This is a genomic window from Microbacterium esteraromaticum (assembly GCF_017303215.1).
GTDB lineage: Bacteria > Actinomycetota > Actinomycetes > Actinomycetales > Microbacteriaceae > Microbacterium > Microbacterium esteraromaticum_C.
Map to the genome: position 1 here is coordinate 886,568 of NZ_JAEMWU010000001.1, position 17,882 is coordinate 904,449.

General features: G+C 67.8%; 16 protein-coding genes and 1 tRNA gene. 10 read left to right on the forward strand and 7 right to left on the reverse strand.

All coding sequences use genetic code 11. The features are described from left to right. Nucleotides 1–35: 35 nt before the first annotated feature. Nucleotides 36–120: transfer RNA gene (locus JF543_RS04055), tRNA-Ser, on the forward strand. Nucleotides 121–192: 72 nt separating this feature from the next. Here the strand turns inward: JF543_RS04055 and JF543_RS04060 are convergent. The 7 genes from JF543_RS04060 to JF543_RS04090 form a co-directional block, all read right to left on the reverse strand. Beyond that, nucleotides 193–1,683: an arylsulfatase gene (locus JF543_RS04060; protein WP_206821141.1), complete on the reverse strand. Its 1,491-nt coding sequence runs from the start codon at nucleotides 1,681–1,683 to the stop codon at nucleotides 193–195. Next, nucleotides 1,680–3,518, reverse strand: coding sequence for a glycoside hydrolase family 35 protein (locus tag JF543_RS04065; protein ID WP_206821140.1), 1,839 nt, complete (start codon nucleotides 3,516–3,518; stop codon nucleotides 1,680–1,682). The genes JF543_RS04060 and JF543_RS04065 overlap by 4 nt, the downstream gene beginning before the upstream one ends. Nucleotides 3,519–3,612: 94 nt before the next feature. Continuing rightward, on the reverse strand, nucleotides 3,613–5,262 hold the full coding sequence (locus JF543_RS04070) for an ABC transporter substrate-binding protein (RefSeq protein ID WP_206821139.1): 1,650 nt from the start codon (nucleotides 5,260–5,262) through the stop codon (nucleotides 3,613–3,615). 23 nt (nucleotides 5,263–5,285) lie between these two features. Further along, complete coding sequence (locus JF543_RS04075) at nucleotides 5,286–6,119, reverse strand: ABC transporter ATP-binding protein (RefSeq protein WP_206821138.1); 834 nt, start codon at nucleotides 6,117–6,119, stop codon at nucleotides 5,286–5,288. Then, on the reverse strand, nucleotides 6,116–7,156 hold the full coding sequence (locus tag JF543_RS04080) for an ABC transporter ATP-binding protein (RefSeq protein WP_206550573.1): 1,041 nt from the start codon (nucleotides 7,154–7,156) through the stop codon (nucleotides 6,116–6,118). The genes JF543_RS04075 and JF543_RS04080 overlap by 4 nt, the downstream gene beginning before the upstream one ends. Beyond that, a complete protein-coding gene (locus JF543_RS04085) occupies nucleotides 7,153–8,067 on the reverse strand; it encodes an ABC transporter permease (protein WP_206821137.1) in 915 nt (304 codons plus the stop codon). Before JF543_RS04085 ends, JF543_RS04080 begins: the two co-directional genes overlap by 4 nt. A gap of 1 nt (nucleotide 8,068) precedes the next feature. Continuing rightward, entirely contained in the window at nucleotides 8,069–9,172 is a 1,104-nt protein-coding gene (locus tag JF543_RS04090; RefSeq protein ID WP_224817192.1) for an ABC transporter permease, read from the reverse strand. A 226-nt stretch (nucleotides 9,173–9,398) separates the two neighbouring features. Between JF543_RS04090 and JF543_RS04095 the strand changes: the two genes are divergently transcribed. The 9 genes from JF543_RS04095 (at nucleotide 9,399) to JF543_RS04135 (ending at nucleotide 17,873) form a co-directional block, all read left to right on the forward strand. Further along, the gene (locus JF543_RS04095; RefSeq protein WP_206821136.1) at nucleotides 9,399–10,781 is read left to right on the forward strand and encodes a sulfatase-like hydrolase/transferase; all 1,383 of its coding nucleotides are present in this window, start codon (nucleotides 9,399–9,401) and stop codon (nucleotides 10,779–10,781) included. An 84-nt stretch (nucleotides 10,782–10,865) separates the two neighbouring features. Then, nucleotides 10,866–12,131, forward strand: coding sequence for an LCP family protein (locus JF543_RS04100; RefSeq protein WP_206821135.1), 1,266 nt, complete (start codon nucleotides 10,866–10,868; stop codon nucleotides 12,129–12,131). Between the two features lie 47 nt (nucleotides 12,132–12,178). Next, nucleotides 12,179–12,772 (forward strand): amino acid deaminase, encoded by a 594-nt coding sequence (locus JF543_RS04105; protein ID WP_206822804.1) that lies wholly within the window; start codon nucleotides 12,179–12,181, stop codon nucleotides 12,770–12,772. A gap of 80 nt (nucleotides 12,773–12,852) precedes the next feature. Continuing rightward, nucleotides 12,853–13,521: an HAD family hydrolase gene (locus JF543_RS04110; protein ID WP_206821133.1), complete on the forward strand. Its 669-nt coding sequence runs from the start codon at nucleotides 12,853–12,855 to the stop codon at nucleotides 13,519–13,521. Nucleotides 13,522–13,568: 47 nt separating this feature from the next. Beyond that, nucleotides 13,569–14,582, forward strand: coding sequence for a phosphate/phosphite/phosphonate ABC transporter substrate-binding protein (phnD, locus tag JF543_RS04115; protein WP_206550568.1), 1,014 nt, complete (start codon nucleotides 13,569–13,571; stop codon nucleotides 14,580–14,582). A 19-nt stretch (nucleotides 14,583–14,601) separates the two neighbouring features. Continuing rightward, nucleotides 14,602–15,387 carry a phosphonate ABC transporter ATP-binding protein gene (phnC, locus tag JF543_RS04120; RefSeq protein WP_179409161.1) on the forward strand — a complete coding sequence of 262 codons (786 nt, stop codon included), beginning with the start codon at nucleotides 14,602–14,604 and terminating at the stop codon, nucleotides 15,385–15,387. Next, the gene (gene phnE, locus JF543_RS04125) at nucleotides 15,384–16,223 is read left to right on the forward strand and encodes a phosphonate ABC transporter, permease protein PhnE (RefSeq protein WP_206550567.1); all 840 of its coding nucleotides are present in this window, start codon (nucleotides 15,384–15,386) and stop codon (nucleotides 16,221–16,223) included. Before phnC ends, phnE (JF543_RS04125) begins: the two co-directional genes overlap by 4 nt. After that, on the forward strand, nucleotides 16,220–17,038 hold the full coding sequence (gene phnE / locus JF543_RS04130) for a phosphonate ABC transporter, permease protein PhnE (protein ID WP_206821132.1): 819 nt from the start codon (nucleotides 16,220–16,222) through the stop codon (nucleotides 17,036–17,038). The genes phnE (JF543_RS04125) and phnE (JF543_RS04130) overlap by 4 nt, the downstream gene beginning before the upstream one ends. Beyond that, nucleotides 17,016–17,873 (forward strand): MurR/RpiR family transcriptional regulator, encoded by an 858-nt coding sequence (locus JF543_RS04135; protein ID WP_206821131.1) that lies wholly within the window; start codon nucleotides 17,016–17,018, stop codon nucleotides 17,871–17,873. Before phnE (JF543_RS04130) ends, JF543_RS04135 begins: the two co-directional genes overlap by 23 nt. Nucleotides 17,874–17,882 lie beyond the last annotated feature (9 nt).

Consider the following 17,882-nt stretch of genomic DNA (forward strand, 5'->3'; position numbering starts at 1 on the left):
CTCGACCCTTGATCGCCCGATGCGGATCGGGTGATGGAGGGTTGTCCGAGCGGCCGATGGAGCTGGTCTTGAAAACCAGTGGGCAGAGATGTCCCGTGGGTTCGAATCCCACACCCTCCGCAGAAGACGAGTGAAGCGCCGCCCCACCGGGCGGCGCTTCACTCATTCATCGGGCGGTGCGGTGCGAGGCGGTCATCCTGCGTCTAGCACCTCGCGCAGATGCGGCAGCACTGCGGAGACGGCGACGCCCGTCTGCAGCATCCCGTCGCGCACAAAGCCCTCGGGACGGTCCTGAAGCGCCGCGATCAACTGCGCACGGCACCGGAGCAGCGCGTCGCGCGCGCTCTCGTCGCGCGACAGATCCGTTGTCTCATCGGGGTCCTCGACGAGATCGAACAGCTGCTCGACCCCGTCACCGGATGCCCACACGTACTTGTAGCGCCCGTCGGTGACCCATTGCAGCGACTGACCCCAGTAGACGTGCTCGCCGTGGAGCCAGTCGCGGTGCGCGGTGTCATCCGCGGTGCCCGTCACAATGCTGGCGAGCGAGGCTCCGTCGACGGTGTCGGGTACCTCGATGCCCGCGAGTTCCAGCAGGGTGGGCATGACGTCGCGCAGCTCGCCCAACGCCGAGCTGACTCGTTTGGTCGCCGCGCCGCCGGCGCGCGCGGGAGCATCCGCGACGATCAGCGGGACGCGGGCCGAACCCTCATAGGGAACCGCCTTGCGGTAGATGTCGTGGTCGCCGAGCATCTCGCCGTGGTCGCTGGTGAACAGCACCACGGTGTTCTCGGCCTCGCCCGCCTGCGCCAGCAGTTCGAGGAACCGGCCGATCTGCAGATCGACGTGCGCCATCGCCCCGTAGTAGCCCGCCCGGGCCCGCCGGATGACGTCGTCGGGCATATCGCCCAGCGAGGTCTGATGCCCGCCATCGTTGCGATGGGCGTCCCACACCCCGTTCCAGTCGCCGCGCACCGGGGCGTGCGGTTCGGCCGCCAGGTACTGCTCCAGAGCCCACGCCGGCGGGTCGTAGGGAGGGTGCGGGCGGTGATATGACAGGTACAGGAAGAACGGCTGCGTGGGGTCGCGTCGCTCGAGGAAGCGTCCCGCCGTCGAGGTCACCCAGTTCGTCGGATGCAGGTGCTCGGCCTTGTCCCAGGGGCGGGTTACCACCGAGTTGCATCCGGCGCCGTGGTCGAAGTACTCCTCGTCGGCGCTCACCCCCGGCTGTCGGCGCAGCCAGTGCACGTAATCGTCGATCGGCTCCAGGTGACCGCCGTGCTCCCGACGGGCGTGGTGGAGGAACCCGTCGTGCAGCTGCACATCGTCGAAGCCCAGACGCGCGCGTTGCGGCCAGACATGCATCTTGCCGATCGCCTGAGTCTGATAGCCCGCATCGCGGAAGACGCCGGGCAGAGTGACGGGCTGGGCGAGCGTGCAGTCGACGCCCTCGACGTAGCCGACCAGACCGTGTCGCTCCTGCGACTGCCCGGTCAGCAGCGCGGCACGGGCCGGGACGCACGTCGGGGTCGCGGAGTACGCCCGGTCGAACCGTACGCCCCGTGCGGCGAGCTCGTCCAGCACGGGGGTGCGCACGACCGGGTGCCCTGCCGCAGAGAGCGCGTCGCCGCGCCATTGGTCCGCGACGATCAGGACGACGTTCGGGCGCCGGCCGCCGGTCATGGCTGAGCCGGTTCGCCGAGGTCGGGGCGCGCCAGCAGGCTCATGCCGCCGTCCGTGACCGTCGGTGAGGGGTCGGTCTCGAGGACCGTGACGGTGTGGGAACCGGCGGATGCCAGCAGCGGGCCGGGGCAGTACAGGCTCTGCTGCGGGCCGATGTGCCAGAACCGCCCGAGCATGCTGTCGTCGATCCACAGGAACCCGCGACCGCGCTGCGCCGTCGAGATGTTGGCATCCGTGCCCGCTTCGTCGGCACCTACCGCCAGCTCATACTGTCGATAGGTCAGGCCGTCGGCCTGCGGCGCCGGGCGGTCCTGCGTGCACAGCGCGGAGACGGCTGCGCCGACGACATCGAGGGCGAGCGGGTATGCGCGCCAGCCGTTGATGAAGCGGTTGCCCCACCACACGCCGGTGAGAATCCCCTTGCGGTCGCCCAGCAGTGGCCCGAAGTTGATGCGTCCCTGAGACTCGACGAGCACGTCGATACGCAGCACACCCCGCTCGGCGGTGATCTCAAGCGTCTCGGGAGTGCCCTCATCGCGATTGACGATGCCCACCAGCCGCCCGTCGATGAACACGTGCGCACGGTCGTGCAGGCCGTGCAGGCGCACCGGAACCGTGCCGCCCGCGTGGGCGACCTCGGAGCGCAGCAGCAGCATCCCGCGCTCCAATCCGAGCTGTTCGAACGTGGGTGGTTCGGGCACGGGCTCGGTGACGGTGCGCAGCCCTGGCACCTGCGGTGCCGTGGCCAGCGAGAGCTCCTGCAGGTCGTCGCACGTCAGCACGCCCGACGTCGTCAACGGGAGGTCTCGCGGTGTCAGCGCCGGCGGTGCGACGGCGAGATCGGCGGGCAACTCGGGCACCGGAAGGTACTCGGCGATTATGCTGCGGAACGCGTGGAACTTCGGCGACAGCGAGCCGTCTTCGCCGATCGGTGCGTCGTAGTCGTACGAGGTGATGGTCGGCTGGATCACACCGTCGTGGTTCGAGCCGTTCCACAGCCCGTAGTTGGTGCCGCCGACGGCCATGTAGAAGTTCGTGCTCATGTTGCCGGCGAGCATCGTGCGCAGCTCATGGGCAGCCTCTTCGGGGGCGCGCGTGTGGTGCTGCTCGCCCCAGTGATCGAACCAGCCGTGCCAGTACTCCATGCACATCGGAGGAGTGTCGGGGAACTCCGCGGCGAAGGTCTCGAGGTGCTCGGCGGTGCGCGATCCGAAGTTCATCGTCGGCAGAGCACCCTCGACAGTGCCGGCGAGCAACCAGCTCATCCGGGGGCCGTCGCTGGTCACGAGCGGCACGGTGATGCCCCGGGCCAGCAATCCGTCGCGCAGGTGCTCGAGATACTGCAGGTCGTCGCCGAACGAGCCGTACTCGTTCTCGATCTGCACGAGGATGACGCGTCCGCCCTCCGGATACTGGCGGGCGGCGATCAGCGGGATCATCTCATCGAACCAGCGGTCGACCTCGGCGAGGTACGCCGGGTTGCTCGTGCGCAGGCGCATGCCGGGGTCGGCGAGCAGCCACCCCGGGAAGCCGCCGTTCTCCCACTCACCGCAGGCGTACGGGCCGGGGCGCACCAGGATGTCGAGGTCCTCGGCGGCAGCGGTGTCGAGGAAGCGCTCCAGATCGGCCGCCCCCGAGAAGTCGTACACGCCAGGAGCGGGCGCGTGGAAGTTCCACGGCACGTACGTCTCGACGGCGTTCGCGCCCATCGCGCGCAGACGGCGCAGCCGGTCGGCCCACTGATCGGGGTGCACGCGGCTGTAGTGGAACGCTCCCGACACGATCAGGTGCGGCTCGCCGTCCCGCAGGAAGCGGGTGCCGGAGGTGGTGAACATGATGGCCTTTCTCAGGGGTAATGACGGGGAAGAACAGAGCGGGTATGCCGATGGCGGGGCAGTCGAGACCGCCCCGCCATCGACCGTGCGGGCATCAGCCGCGCGGTTCGAGATTCATGATGGTGAGAATCGCGTCGGCCGGCAGCGTCGGGTTCGGGGCGTAGTCGTCCTCGCCGGGGACCGGGAAACCGGTCCACCGCGTCTGGTTCGCGACAGCCTTCCAACCCGCGGTCGCCGTGGCGATGAACGGCGCCTCGTCGGCCATGATCTGCTGGGCCTGTGCCGACAGCTCTGCGGCGCGCGCCGCGTCGGAGCCGGGGGCGATCGCACCCAGCTCGGCGACGACGGCGTCGAACTCGGCGTTCTGCCAGCGGCCCTGGTTGTAGACCGCGGCCTCACCGATCGGCTTGTAGGCGAGAGCGGTCATCGAGCTGTACGCCACGTACGGAGTCGACCCGAAGATCGGCGAACCCGACAGCATCCCGAACTGGCCGGTGCTGCTCGCCTCGGTGAACGGGGCATCCGCCATCTGGTTGACCGCGACGTCGAGTCCGAGGTTCTCCCGCCACTGGTCGGCCATGATCGTGCCAGTGCGCACCCACTCCTCGTAGGGCTGGTACACGTCGTAGCGCAGCTCGAAGCTCTCGCCATCCTTGACGAGCTTGCCGTCCTCGACGCTCCAGCCGCCGTCTTCGAGCTCCGCGAGTGCCGCGTCGACGTCCTGCTTCTGCTCGGTGCCCTCGGCGAGCTGGTCGGCGTAGACGACGTCCGAGACGCCGGCCTGGGTCGGGACGTCGTAGCCGACGGCGGCGATCTCGGCGCCGATCTGCAGATCGAGCGCCGCGCGCAGCGCGCGACGCACGTGCGGGTCGTCGTAGGGTGCGACCTCGGTGTTGAAGATCAGTCCATCCGACGTGCCGGTCGGGTAGAAACCATAGAGGTTGTTCTCGGGGTCCTTGGCGATGAACTCCTCCTCGGCGTTCGACCATCCGAAGGTGCCGAAGTCCATCTGGCCCGAGATCAGCTGGCTCATGCGCGCGTCGCCGGTCACCGCGTGCATGTTCAGGGTCTCGACGCCTGCCGACTCACCACCCCAGTAGTCGTCGCGCAGCGTGAACGAGATCTGCTGCGGCGAGAACTTGTCGAGCACGGCGGGCCCGGTGCCGATCGGCTCGGGGTTCGTCCACTCGCGGACGTTCTGCTCGGACCAGATGTGCTCGGGAACGATCTGACGGGTGGCGAACGACGCCAGGTCGGCGAAGGACTGCTTGTCGTACGTGACGGTGACGGTGTGCTCGTCGGTCGCCTCGACGCTCGTGAAGGGGTACGCCTGCGGGGTCTCGCCGGCCAGGACGAGGTTCCAGGTGAACGCCACGTCGGCCGCGGTGAACGGCTCGCCGTCGGCCCAGGTGACGTCGTCGCGCAGCGTGAAGGTCAGCTCGGTGCCGTCCTCGTTGAACCCCCACTCGGTGGCGAGGTGCGGCATGATCTCACCGGCCGACACGCGGTTCATGCGGATCAGCGGCTCGTACACGTACGCGGTTCCCGGAGTCACGGCCACGCCGGTGGGCGAGAACAGGTTGAAGTTCTGCGTCCAGGTGGTGCCGCCCCAGCCGATCTGGTTGATCACGGTCGGCGTATCGGCGTCGGAGGTCGTGGCACCGGCGTCGAACGAGCATCCGGTCAGCGCGATCGAGGCCGCGAGAGCGACGCCCGCGGTCGCGATGAGTCTGTTCTTCTTCATTGAATCTCCTGGTTGTGGTGGGGTCAGACGGACTGCGGATAGCGCGTCGGCTTCACGCGCGAGGGATCGGGGGCGGCATCCAGCAGTAGCCGGGTGTATGGATGCTGCGGGTTCGAGATCAGCTCCTCGGTCGGGCCGGTCTCGACCATCCGGCCGTGATACATGACGCACATCCGATCCGAGACGTAGCGCGCGCTCGCGATGTCGTGCGTGATGTAGAGGATGCTGACGCCCTGCTCGCGGCGGATGCGGTCGAGCAGATTCAGCACGTCGAGGCGGATCGAGACGTCGAGCATCGATGTCGGCTCGTCGGCGAGGATCACGCTCGGCTCGACCGCCAGTGCGCGCGCGATCGACACGCGCTGGCGCTGCCCGCCCGAGAGCGAGGTCGGATAGCGGTCGATGTAGTCCTTGCTCGGGGTCAGCGCCACCAGCTCGAGCAGCTCGTGGATGCGGGCGTCGACGTCACGGCCCGAGAGCTGCGGGTGGTGGATGCGGATGACGCGCCCCAGGATGTGGCGGAGCGTCTTGAGGGAGTTCAGCGACGCGAACGGGTCCTGGTAGACCAACTGCACCTGCTTGGCGTACTCCAGGCGCTTCGTGCGCTTGGTGATCGCCGCGCCGTGCAGCCGGATCTCGCCGTCGCTGGGAGTGAGGATGCGCGCGAGCGCACGGGCGATGGTGGTCTTGCCCGAACCGGACTCGCCGACGAGGGCGACGATCTCGCCCGCGTGCAGCGCCAGGCTGACGCCGTCGCAGGCCCTGACCGTTGTGCGGCGACCCTGTTCGTCACGGCCATCGAAAGTGATCGTCACATCGTCTGCCGCCAGCACGACGGGGCTCTCTGCGGTGTTCATCGGGTGGCTCCTGTCGAGGCGAGTGCGGTGCCGGCGACGAACTCCTCGTGCCGCACATGGCATGCCGTGCGGGAGACACCGAGATCGACGAGCTCCGGGCGCGTTGTGCCGCACTGCTCGACGGCTTCGCGGCAGCGTGCGCGGAACGGGCAGCCGCTCGGCAGCGCGCGCAGATCGGGCGGGCTGCCGGGGATGCCGTGCCGCACCTGACGCGGCTCGTGCAGCGATGGGAACGAGTTGCGCAGCCCCTGGGTGTACGGGTGCTGCGGGTTCTCGGCGATCGTTCGCGCGGGCGCGAGTTCGACGATCCGTCCCGCGTACATGATCGCGACGCGGTCGGCCATCTCCAGCAGAAGCGAGAGGTCGTGCGTCACGAAGATCACGGCGAAGCCCAGCTCTTCCTGCAGGCGCAGGATGTGCGTCAGAATCTGGCGCTGCATGACGACGTCGACCGCGGTCGTCGGCTCGTCCATCACGATCAGGTCGGGTTCGCAGGCGAGAGCCAGGGCGATGAGCGCGCGCTGGCGCATTCCGCCCGAGAGCTCGTGGGCGTACTTGTCCATCGCGGTGGGCGCGATACCCACCATCTGCAGCAGTTCGGCGGTGCGGGTGCGGATCTGCGCGCGGCTGATACGCGGCTGATGGGCGCGAAGTGTGTCGGCGAACTGCGCGATGAGCCGCGTGACGGGGTTCAGGCAGGCCATTGCCGATTGCATGACGATCGAGATGTCCGACCAGCGCAGCGCGCGCATCTCGCGCTCGCCGGCCTGCACGAGGTCGATGCCGTTCGGGTGCTTCTCGTCGTACAGGATCACTTCGCCCTTGGGCGTGACCGCGGGTGGGTTCTGCAGACGGGTGATCGCGGTGAGCAGGGTCGACTTGCCCGAAGCGGACTCGCCGGCGATTCCGAGGATCTCTCCGCGGTGCACGTCGAGGGTGATGTCGGAACACGCTTTGACGTTCTGGTCGTCGGTCAACCCGAGGTACATGACATCGAGGTCGCGAACGCTGAGCAGGGGGATGGGTGCGTCGGTCATGCCGTGACCTCCTTGTTGCGGCGGCGCTCGGCCCGCTGGCGGGCGGTGTAGGCCCGGGTGCGTGCGGCGAGAGTCGCGTTCAGGCGAGGGTTGGTGACTTCGTCGAGACCGAAGTTGATCATCGCGGTGGCGAAGCCGATCAGAGCGATGCACAACCCGGGCGGCAGGAAGTACCACCACTGGCCGCGGAGGATCGCCCCGGAGGACTGAGCCTGCGCGATCATCGTTCCCCAGGTGATCCCCGACGTGTCGCCGAGCCCGAGGAACGCCAACGATGCCTCGGCGAAGATGCCCCCGACGAGCGCGGTCAGGAACATCGCCGAGATGATGCCGTAGAGGTGCGGGATCACCTCGACGACGATGATGCGCCAGGTCGACTCGCCGGATGTGCGTAGCGCCGACGTGAAATCGCGGCTACGCAGGCTGAGCGTCTGTGAGCGGATGACGCGGGCGCCGCCGGGCCAGGCGAGCAGGCCGATGACCATCGCGACGAGCACATATCCGGGGTTCTGCACGTAGCCGGCGATGATGAACAGCAGCGCGAAGCCGGGCAGTGTCATCAGGATGTTGACGATCGCATTGATGGTGCGGTCCGTGTTGCCGCCGAGGTACCCGGATGCGGTGCCGACGAGCACGGCGAGCACGGTCGCGATGGTGCCCGAGAGTACGCCGACCACCACCGAGCCGCGGGCTCCGATGATGAGCTGGGCGAACACATCCTGGCCGGTCATGTTCGTGCCGAGCCAGTGGTCGGACGAGGGCGGCGAGGCGATGGCCTCGTAGTCGACAGCGATGGGGTTGATGCCCAGTACACTCTCGACGAACCACGGCCCGAGCACCGCCAGCAGGGCGAAGAAGCCCAGGATGCCGATGCCGACGGCGACCTTGGGATTGCGCATGATGCGAGGCATCTCAGGACTCCTTGGTTCGCGGGTCGAGCAGCACGTACAGCGAGTCGGCGATGAAGTTCGCCACCAGCACTGCAAGGACGATGATCAGGAAGATCGCCTGCATCAGCGGGAAGTCCTTGGTGGTGATCGCCTGGTAGAGCAGGTATCCCATGCCGGGGTACGTGAAGACGATCTCGGTGAGTACGACGCCGCCGATGATGCCGCCGATGGCGGTGGCAAGCCCCGTGACGTTCGGCAGCATCGCGTTGCGAGCCGCATAGCGGAAGATCACTCGGCTGTTCGACAGGCCCTTGCCGCGCGCCAGCGTGACGAAGTCTTCGCTGGTGGTGGTGACCATCATGTTGCGCATCGAGAACATCCACCCCGAGAACCCGACGAACACCCCGGTGAGGATCGGCAGGGCGGCGTACTCGAAGATCGACAGCACGAACCAGAAGTTGTTGATCTGGAACGGCACATTGGGGTCGTAGCCGCCCGATGAGGGGAACCAACCGAGGGTGAGCGCGAACACCCAGAGCAGAATCAGCGCGATCCAGAACGATGGTGTCGACGAGAAGAACTGCGACACCGGGGTGAGCCAGGTGTCGAGGCGTGAACCGGGTCGGAAGCCGACCAGAATGCCGAGTGCGGTGCCGATGATCCACGCGGCGATCGTGGACACGCCGACGAGGAAGAGGGTCCAGGGCAGCGCTTCGGCGATCAGGTCGAGGACCGGAACGGGGTAGCGCGACACCGACAGGCCGAAGTCGAGTGTGAAGATGCTCGTCAGGTAGTCGATGTATTGCTGGAGCAGGTTGGCGTTCGGGTCTCCGTACAGGTTGCGGATCGATGCCATCATCTCGGGCGTGAGGCTCGCCCCGGTCTGGCGGGTGATCTGCAAGGCCAGTGTTTGAGCGGGATCGCCGGGCATCAGGCGCGGGATGAAGAAGTTGATCGTGATCGCGACCCACGCCGTGACCAGGTAAAAGCCCGCGCGCCTGCGCAGGAAGCCGCCCGCTTTGCGCCGCTTCTGCGGTGCCGGGGCGTCGAGCGCTTGCTGCGGATCGTCCGTCGGGGGCGTGCGAGGGGCGACGCCGGGGGCGTCGTTCGATCTCGTGGGAGTCACGGTGCCGCCTGTTCTCTACGTTGATGTCGGTCGAGCCCGGCGACGTTGCTCCCGCATGTGGAGTCTGATCGACGGTGATCATTTGTGATTAGTTAAACGATAAACACACACGAAATGCAACTGCAAGTCTGGATGTGAGAATCGCGTGTCGCAGGGGAGATGTACTCTGGGGGCGCAAACATCCACACCGCCTGAACACCCGTGCTGACGACGACAGGAGTCCCGCGTGAACACCCCGAATCTGGTGCTGATCCTGATCGATGACCTCGGGTGGCGTGACCTCGGTTGCACGGGGAGCGACTTCTACGAGACGCCGCACATCGACGCGCTCGCCGCGCAGGGCGTGCGGTTCACCGATGCGTATGCGGCGTCGTCGGTGTGCTCGCCGAGCCGGGCGAGCATGCTCACCGGCAAGCATCCGACCCGCGTCGGGATCACCGACTGGATCGGCGGCCACGGGGTCGGCGCACTCGCGGACGTGCCCTACCTGCACGCGCTGCCCGAGAACGAGTACTCGGTCGCACGGGCGCTGCGCGACGCCGGCTACCGCACCTGGCACGTCGGCAAGTGGCACTTGGGTGACGGCCGCAGTGCGCCCACCCGTCACGGGTTCGACCTGAACATCGGGGGCTCCCACGTGGGGCATCCGCCGTCGTACTTCAGCCCCTACGGTCTGAGTGGGCTCGCCGACGGTCCCGACGGCGAGTACCTCACCGATCGGCTCACCGATGAGGCCATCGCGTTGATCGAATCGGCCGATGAACGACCGTTCTTCCTGAATCTGTGGCACTACGCCGTGCACACCCCGATCCAGTCGCCACCGGCCCTCATCGACAAGTACGAGGCCAAGCTGAACGGACGCGACGTCGCGGGCGACATCGTCGAGGGCGAAGAGATGACCGCATGGCATCTGCGGGGGCGCCGGGTGCGCCGTCGCATTGCGCAGAGCGACACCGGGTATGCGGCGATGATCGAGAACCTCGACGACAACATCGGTCGGCTGATGGACGCACTGCGGCGCACGGGCAAGGCCGACGACACGATCATCGTGTTCACGAGCGACAACGGCGGTCTGTCGACCGCCGAGGGGTCGCCGACGTGCAACCTGCCGTTGCGCGAGGGCAAGGGGTGGATCCATGACGGCGGCACGCGCGTGCCCCTGATCGTCGTCGATCCGCGCGTCGAGGGGAGCGGGCGCACGTCGGATGCCATCACCTCGACGCCCGATATCTACCCCACACTGCTCGAGCTCGCCGGTCTCGACGCGCTACCCGCGCAGCACATCGACGGCACCAGCCTCGCGCGCGTCGTGCGTGACGAACCGGGGCACGTCGCGCCGCCCGTGTACTGGCACTACCCGCACTACGCCAACCAGGGCGGGAAGCCGACCGTCGCCGTGAGGCACGGCGCACTCAAACTGGTGCGCGACCTCGAGACGGGAGTGCAGCGCCTCTTCGACATCGCCGCCGACCCGGGCGAAACGACCGACCTGGCGGCATCCGGCCCCGACTCCGTCGCCGAACTCGCGGCGGGACTCGATGCCTGGTTGCTCGACGTCGGCGCCATCCTTCCCCGCCGCAACCCCTACCCGGCGCCCTTCGCCGACTGAGGCGGGCCAGTCGCCGTCACGGGGTTTCTCTCAGGGTGGCGCGCTAGATTGCGGATATCCCTGCCCTCCGGTGAAAGGCATTGAGTGAGCAAGTCGAGCACACGTCGGCGCCCGGTCGCGCGCCACGGTCAGCTGAACTCGCCATCGGCGGTCAACCAGCTGCTGAAGCTGGTCGGCATCGCCGTCGTCGTCGTGCTCGTCAGCGGAGTCGGGGTGCTCGGTTTCGTCGCGGCGAGCCTGACCGGGTCGGTCAGCGCCAATGCCGTTGAGCTGGACGGGCAGAAGGAGCTGCCTCCGGACATCGCCGCCTACGAGGGCGGGTTCGACATCCTGCTCACCGGTGTCGACACGTGCGAGGACAAGTACGCGCACCTGTTCGGCGAGCGTTGTGAGAAACGCACGGGAGACGCGACGCTCAACGATGTGAACCTGCTGGTGCACGTCTCGGCCGAGCCTCGCAGGGTCACCGCGGTCAGCTTTCCGCGTGATCTGATGGTCGAGATCCCGGAGTGCACCGACGCCAACGGCACCACCCGATCTGCCATGAGCAAGCAGCCGTTGAACGCCGCCTACGAGCACGGTGGTGAGAAGGGCGGCCTGAACTGCGTCGCCAAGACGATCTCCACGCTGACGGGTGAGGACATCGAGTTCGCCGCGAAGCTCACCTTCGGCGGTGTGATCGAGATCACGGATGCCATCGGCGGCGTCGAGGTCTGCCTCGCGAACCCGATCAAGGACAGCGCGACGGGGCTGGACCTCGCCGCGGGAGAGCACACCGTGCAGGGTCTTCAGGCCCTGCAGTTCCTGCGCACCCGTAAGGGGGTGGGTGACGGCTCGGATCTGGGGCGTATCGGCAACCAGCAGCAGTACATGTCGAGTCTGGCGCGCAAGATGATCAGCGGCGAGGTGCTCGGCAATGTGCCGGTCATGCTTCGACTGGCCGATACGGCGCTCAGCAACGTCGAGGCTTCCACATCGCTGGCAGACCCGATGAAGATCGTGCAGATCGCACTGGCCGTCAAGAGCGTGCCGTTCGAAGACATCGTGTTCGTGCAGTACCCCGCCGTCGACGACCCGAGTGACCCGAACAAGGTTGTTCCCGATGTTGCGGCGGCGACGGCTCTCTGGGATGCCATCTCGGCGAACAAGCAGCTGCAGATCACGCACGAGAACACGGCCAGCGACGGTGTCGTGGTGAAGGATCCCGTCGAGGACGGTGACGCCAGCGCGACGCCGACGCCGACACCGGCGCCGAGCGGCGAGCCGACGGACGTCGTCGCCCTGCCCGACTCGATCAAGGGCAACTCCGCGGCCGTGCAGACCTGCTCGAACGGCAACGTGCGCGGCTGATCAACGCCGTGTCGGACCCTGCTTCGTCGCGCCCTGAACTCGCACGGGTGCTCGCTTTCATCGCTGCCGACGCGCGACACGGACGCTTCGCCAACTGGGGACTGTCGACGGTGATCGACGAGAACACCGGCGGGCCCGTCATCGAGGTCGACGTGTTCGACGCGCTGCACGCCGCGGCCGGCATCGACGCGCACTACCCGGTCGGCAATGCGGGTGTGCTGCACGTGTACGGATACTGGTTCTCTGAGGTGATGACCCCTTACGGGCGCAAGCGCGACCGGTGGCAGGACGGCGAGCTGGCGCTCGCCCTCGGTCAGGCGCCGGATGCTTTTCACCTGAGCGACGTCGGTGCGACGACGCCCCTGCAGCGGGTCACCGCGGCTGCGCTGCCGTATCTCGAAGCGCCCGGCGACGATGTGGTCGCGCGTGGTGATGTGCGCCTTGGCGGCCTGGACGCCCGTGTGGTGCTCGTGCGTGCGGACGCATCGTCCGTGCATGCGCTGATCTATGGCATCCGCGTCGAGGGGGCGTGGCGCCTGATCACGACGTTCCCGTTCTCCGGCGACGCGGATGCTGTCGTCGCGGAGTTCGTGGCGGAGCCGCGTCTGCGCTGGAACGCGGCCGCATCGGAGGGTGCGTAACCGAATGTTCACCTCCTAGTAGACGGCGCGTCCGCAAATGCGGTCTAGTCTGGACGCACTGTCCAAACAAAGGAGCGCCTGTGACCCCCAGCATCATCTTCGACTTCGACGGCACCCTCGCCGTCGGTGACGGCCCCGTCCTCGCATACGCGCGGTATGCCGCCGAAGCTGCTGCTGATGACTACCTGGAGCGCGTCCAGGTCGAACTCGACAAGCACGCCGTCGGCGCGTCAGCGCTGCGCGACGGCTACGACGTCGTCGGAACCCTCGCCCGCACCGACGGCGTCGACGAGCAGACGCTGAACGCCGCCTACGCGCACAGCCGCACCCGGCTGGGAACGGCGGATGCCCCCGTCTCGCCGGCCCCCGGACTGCTCGACCTGCTCGCCGCGCTCGACCCCGGCATCCGCATCATCCTCGCCACCAACGCACCCGATCAGGGCATCCGCGAGCTTCTCGCCGCCTGGGGCATCGCCGACCGGTTCGCCGCGCTGCACTTCGCGGTCGGCAAGCCGGCCGGGCTCGAACCGATCCTGCTTTCGGCGCTCGCAGACGGGCCCGTGCTCTCGATCGGCGACATCTTCGCCTTCGACCTCGCGCCCGCCCGGGCCCTCGGTGCAGCGACGGCACTCGTCGGCGCGACCGCCGAGACCTCGCCCGAGTCGCCGACCATGCGCGGCACGACGCTCGAAGACGTCGCACCCGCGATCCGCACCTGGGCGACCTCGGTGCTCACCCCCACAGCTTGACCCTCCCGCAGTACACACCCATCACCCCTCCTGAAAGGTATCTGCGCATGCGCAAGTCCATCGCCGCGGTCGGCGTCCTCGCCGCCGCCACCCTCGCACTCACCGGCTGCGGTGCTGCGGAGAGCACGGCCGACAGCACGAGCGGCGACGCCGCGTGGCCCGAAGAGATCACGATCTCGCTGGTGCCCTCGACCGAGAACGCCGACCTCGCCGAGGCGCTCGAGCCACTGACCAGCTACCTGAGCGACGAGCTCGGCATCACCGTCAACGGTGTCGTCGCCGACAACTACGCCGCCACGGTCGAGGCGCTCGGTGCAGACCAGGCGCAGGTCATCATCACCGACGCCGGCTCGCTGTACCACTCGATCAACCAGTACGACGCGAAGCTGATCCTGCGCGACGTGCGCTTCGGCGCCAGCTCGTACGCCTCAGTCGCGTTCACGAACAACCCCGACAAGTACTGCGACGACGAGCCGGTGATGGCCACGTACGCCGCCAACGACGTCGCCCTGAGCTACTGCAACGGCATCGAAGAGGCGGATGCTGCCGCGACCGGTACCGGCGCCGCAGGCCTCGACGCGCTGAAGAGCATCGACGCGGGCACCAAGGTCGCCCTGCAGGCGGCCACCTCGCCCGCCGGGTACCAGTACCCGATCGTGGCGATGCAGGATGCCGGTATCGACACCGACAAGGACATCACCCAGGTTCCCGTCGAGGGCAACAACAACGCCGTGCTCGCCGTGTACAACGGTGACGCCGAGGTGAGCTTCGGCTACTGGGACGCTCGTTCCAGCGTGCTCTCGGAGGCCCCCGACGTGGCCGAGAAGGTCGTCGCCTTCGCCTACACCGACATGATCCCCAACGGTGGCGTCGCCGTCAGCAGCTCGCTGCCCGACGACCTCGTCGCCCAGCTCACCGAGCTGATGGACGGTTACGTCGACTCGTCCGAGGAGGCCAAGCAGGTCATGAGCGACCTCGTCAGCCTGACCGACTGGACGGCCGAGACCAACCAGGACGAGATCGACCGCTACGGCGAGATCCTGCAGAAGTTCGCCAACTGATCACCCAGAGGACACATCCATGAACAGCTCCTGGCACGTAGCCCTTGACGGTGTCTCGGTCACGTATCCGAACGGCACCCGGGCACTCAAGGATGTGTCCTTGCGGATCGACGCGGGTGAGATGGTCTCGATCGTCGGTCTCTCCGGCTCGGGAAAATCCACCCTGATCCGCACGATCAACGGCCTCGTGCGGGCCACCGACGGCTCTGTCGCCGTGGGCCCGCACGAGGTCACCTCGCTCAGCGGACGCGGTCTGCGCGAACTGCGCGGCCATGTCGGCATGATCTTCCAGGGATTCAACCTGGCTGAGCGCACCAGCGTCTACCAGAACGTGCTCGTCGGGCGGTTCGCGCACTCGCCGGCCTGGCGCAACCTGCTGGGGATGCCGTCGGCACACGACCGCGAACTCGCTCTCACCGCCCTCGACTCGGTGGGCATGCTCGAGAAGGTCTGGGCCCGCGGCGGTGCGCTCTCGGGCGGGCAGAAGCAGCGCGTGGCGATCGCCCGGGCGCTCACGCAGGAGCCGAGCATCATGCTCGCCGACGAGCCCGTCGCCTCGCTCGACCCGCCCACGGCGCACGCGGTGATGAGTGACCTGCGCCGCATCAACCAGGAGCGCGGCCTGACGGTCATGGTCAACATCCACCTGATGGACCTCGCCCGCGAGTACACCACGCGCATGATCGGACTGCGCGGCGGCGAGATCGTCTACGACGGACCGGCGCACGAGGCGACCGACGCCGACTTCGAGCAGATCTACGGGCGGCCCATCCAGGTGCGTGACCAGTTGGGCGCCGCGGGATGAGCGCCCCCGCCCCCGTGGCCGAGGCGCCCGCGGCGGTGAAAGCCGCGCCGGTGCTGCCCCCGCGCCCGCGCAACGTGCGGCGCACGGTACTGATCGTCACCGTGCTGGTCGCGTTCACGGTCGCCACGTGCATCCCGGCGATCGGCGGCGTCGAGATCGACCTGTCATCGATCGTCAAGCACTGGCAGAACGGCGCCAACAAGCTCGCGCAGCTGATGCAGCCCAACTTCGCCTTCCTGCCGCGCACGATCGAGCCGATGCTCGAGACGCTGCAGATGGCACTCGTGGGTGCGGTCATCGCGGCGTGCATCTCGGTGCCGCTGACCCTGTGGGCGTCCAAGCCCACCAACGGCAACCGGTTCGGCCGCACCGCGGTGCGCACCGTGATCAACGTGATCCGCTCGGTGCCCGACCTCGTCTACGCATCGGTGCTGGTGGCGATGGTGGGCGTCGGAGTGCTGCCCGGCATGATCACGCTCGTGCTGTTCGATATCGGCATCATCGTGAAGCTGGTCTCGGAGGCCATCGACTCGGCCGACCATGACTACATGGAGGCGGGCAAGGCCGCCGGCGGCACCCAGTTCCAGATCAACCGGGTCACCGCGCTGCCGCAGACTCTGCCGCTGTTCGCGAATCAGTGGCTTTACACCCTCGAACTCAACGTGCGCATCTCGGCGATCCTCGGATTCGTGGGTGCCGGCGGCATCGGTCGCATCCTCGACGAACGACGCGGCTTCTACGCCTACGGTGACGTGTCGGTGATCATCCTCGAGATCCTCGTCGTCGTCGTGCTGATCGAGCTGCTCTCGAACTTCCTGCGAAAGAAGCTGACATGACCGCGCTGAACGTTCCGGCCCGACCCTCGCGCCTGTGGCAGACGGTGGCCGCGGTGCTCGTGGGGCTCGTGATTCTCATCGCCGCGGCAGGGCTGCCGATCTCGTGGTCGGACATCCCGAAGATCCCCGAGAACGTCGCCAAGTACCTGGGATTGATGTTCGGTCCGCCCAACTGGGAGAAGCTGCCGCGGGCCCTGATGGAGATGTGGCGATCGATCTCGATGGCCTGGCTGGGCGCCATCATGTGCGTCGTGATCTCGATCCCGCTCGGCATCCTCGCCGCGCGCGATGTGGGGCCCGCGTGGCTGCGGCTGTCGCTGCGCGGCGTGTTCGCGGTCATCCGCGCCGTACCCGAGGTCATCATCGCCCTGATCCTGCTCACGGTCACCGGACTCACCCCGTTCACCGGCATGCTGGCGCTGGGGATCGCCGGCATCGGCACGCAGGCGAAGTGGGTGTACGAGGCGATCGAATCGGCCGAGGAAGGGGCATCCGAAGCGGTGCGCGCGGCCGGCGGCACCACCGCCGAGGTGACGCGCTGGGCGCTGTGGCCGGCGGTCTCGCCGGCGCTGATGTCGTTCGCGCTGTACCGGTTCGAGATCAACATCCGCACCTCGGCGATCCTCGGAATGGTCGGCGCCGGCGGCATCGGCAGTATGCTCACCAACTACACGCAGTTCCGCGAGTGGGACACTGTCGGCATGCTGCTGATCGTCATCGTCGTCGTCACGATGACCATCGATGCGATCTCCGGCGCAGTGCGTCGTCGGATCATGGAGGGAGCCCGTTCGAGTGAGCTGGCACGGAGCGTCTGACGCCTCACCATCGGCGCGGATCGCCGCGCTGCTGCCGTCACTGCAACGGGGGGAGCGAAAGGTCGCCGACGCGATCCTCGCCGACCGCGACAGCACGGTCGAGCGCACGGCGCAGGACCTGGCGGATGCTGTCGGCGTCGGCCGCACCACGGTGATCCGGGCCGCGCAGTCACTCGGCTACGAGGGGTACCCGCAGCTGCGCGTCGCGCTCGCTCAGGAGCTCGCGACCGAGAGCATGCCGCTCGAAGAAGGCGACGGCACCATGGTCGGCGCGGTGCGGGCCGGGGTGGGACGCTTCGCCGCGAGACTGAGCAACACGGTCGCGGCGCTCAACGAAGACGACATGCTGCGGTTCCTGCAGCTTCTCGACCGATCGCAGCGCGTGCTCGTGATCGCCAACGGGCTCTCGGGCGCACTCGGCATCGACCTGGTGCTGCGCTTGAACTCGGCCGGGCGTCCAGCCGAGATGCTGCCCGACGCGCTGTCGCAGCAGATCTCGGCGCGGCAGCTCGGCGCCGGTTCGCTGTGCGTCGTCGTCTCGGGCTCCGGGGCGAACCGGGCCACGCTCGATGGCATGCGGGCCGCGCGCGCGAGTGGCGCCAACATCGTCGCGATCACATCGTTCGCGCGCTCGGCCGTCGCCGAGATCGCCGATGTGACCCTGGTGGTGCCGCCGATCAACGACACCTTCCAGGACGAACTCATCCACACGTCGCGGGCGGCGATGATGCTCGTGCTCGAACAGCTCGTCGAGCAGTTCATCGCCTACCGTGGCGAACGCGGCCGCGAGGCGCAGGCCACCTCGGTGTCGCTACTCGGCGGCATCCTCGAGTGATGCGCCTCG

Excerpts from the sequence above, each read along its gene's own strand:
- JF543_RS04060 (WP_206821141.1), bottom strand. The coding sequence starts at position 1,683 with ATGACCGGCGGCCGGCGCCCGAACGTCGTCCTGATCGTCGCGGACCAA.
- JF543_RS04065 (WP_206821140.1), bottom strand. The coding sequence starts at position 3,518 with ATGTTCACCACCTCCGGCACCCGCTTCCTGCGGGACGGCGAGCCGCAC.
- JF543_RS04070 (WP_206821139.1), bottom strand. The coding sequence starts at position 5,262 with ATGAAGAAGAACAGACTCATCGCGACCGCGGGCGTCGCTCTCGCGGCC.
- JF543_RS04075 (WP_206821138.1), bottom strand. The coding sequence starts at position 6,119 with ATGAACACCGCAGAGAGCCCCGTCGTGCTGGCGGCAGACGATGTGACG.
- JF543_RS04080 (WP_206550573.1), bottom strand. The coding sequence starts at position 7,156 with ATGACCGACGCACCCATCCCCCTGCTCAGCGTTCGCGACCTCGATGTC.
- JF543_RS04085 (WP_206821137.1), bottom strand. The coding sequence starts at position 8,067 with ATGCCTCGCATCATGCGCAATCCCAAGGTCGCCGTCGGCATCGGCATC.
- phnD (WP_206550568.1), top strand. The coding sequence starts at position 13,569 with ATGCGCAAGTCCATCGCCGCGGTCGGCGTCCTCGCCGCCGCCACCCTC.
- phnC (WP_179409161.1), top strand. The coding sequence starts at position 14,602 with ATGAACAGCTCCTGGCACGTAGCCCTTGACGGTGTCTCGGTCACGTAT.
- phnE (WP_206550567.1), top strand. The coding sequence starts at position 15,384 with ATGAGCGCCCCCGCCCCCGTGGCCGAGGCGCCCGCGGCGGTGAAAGCC.
- phnE (WP_206821132.1), top strand. The coding sequence starts at position 16,220 with ATGACCGCGCTGAACGTTCCGGCCCGACCCTCGCGCCTGTGGCAGACG.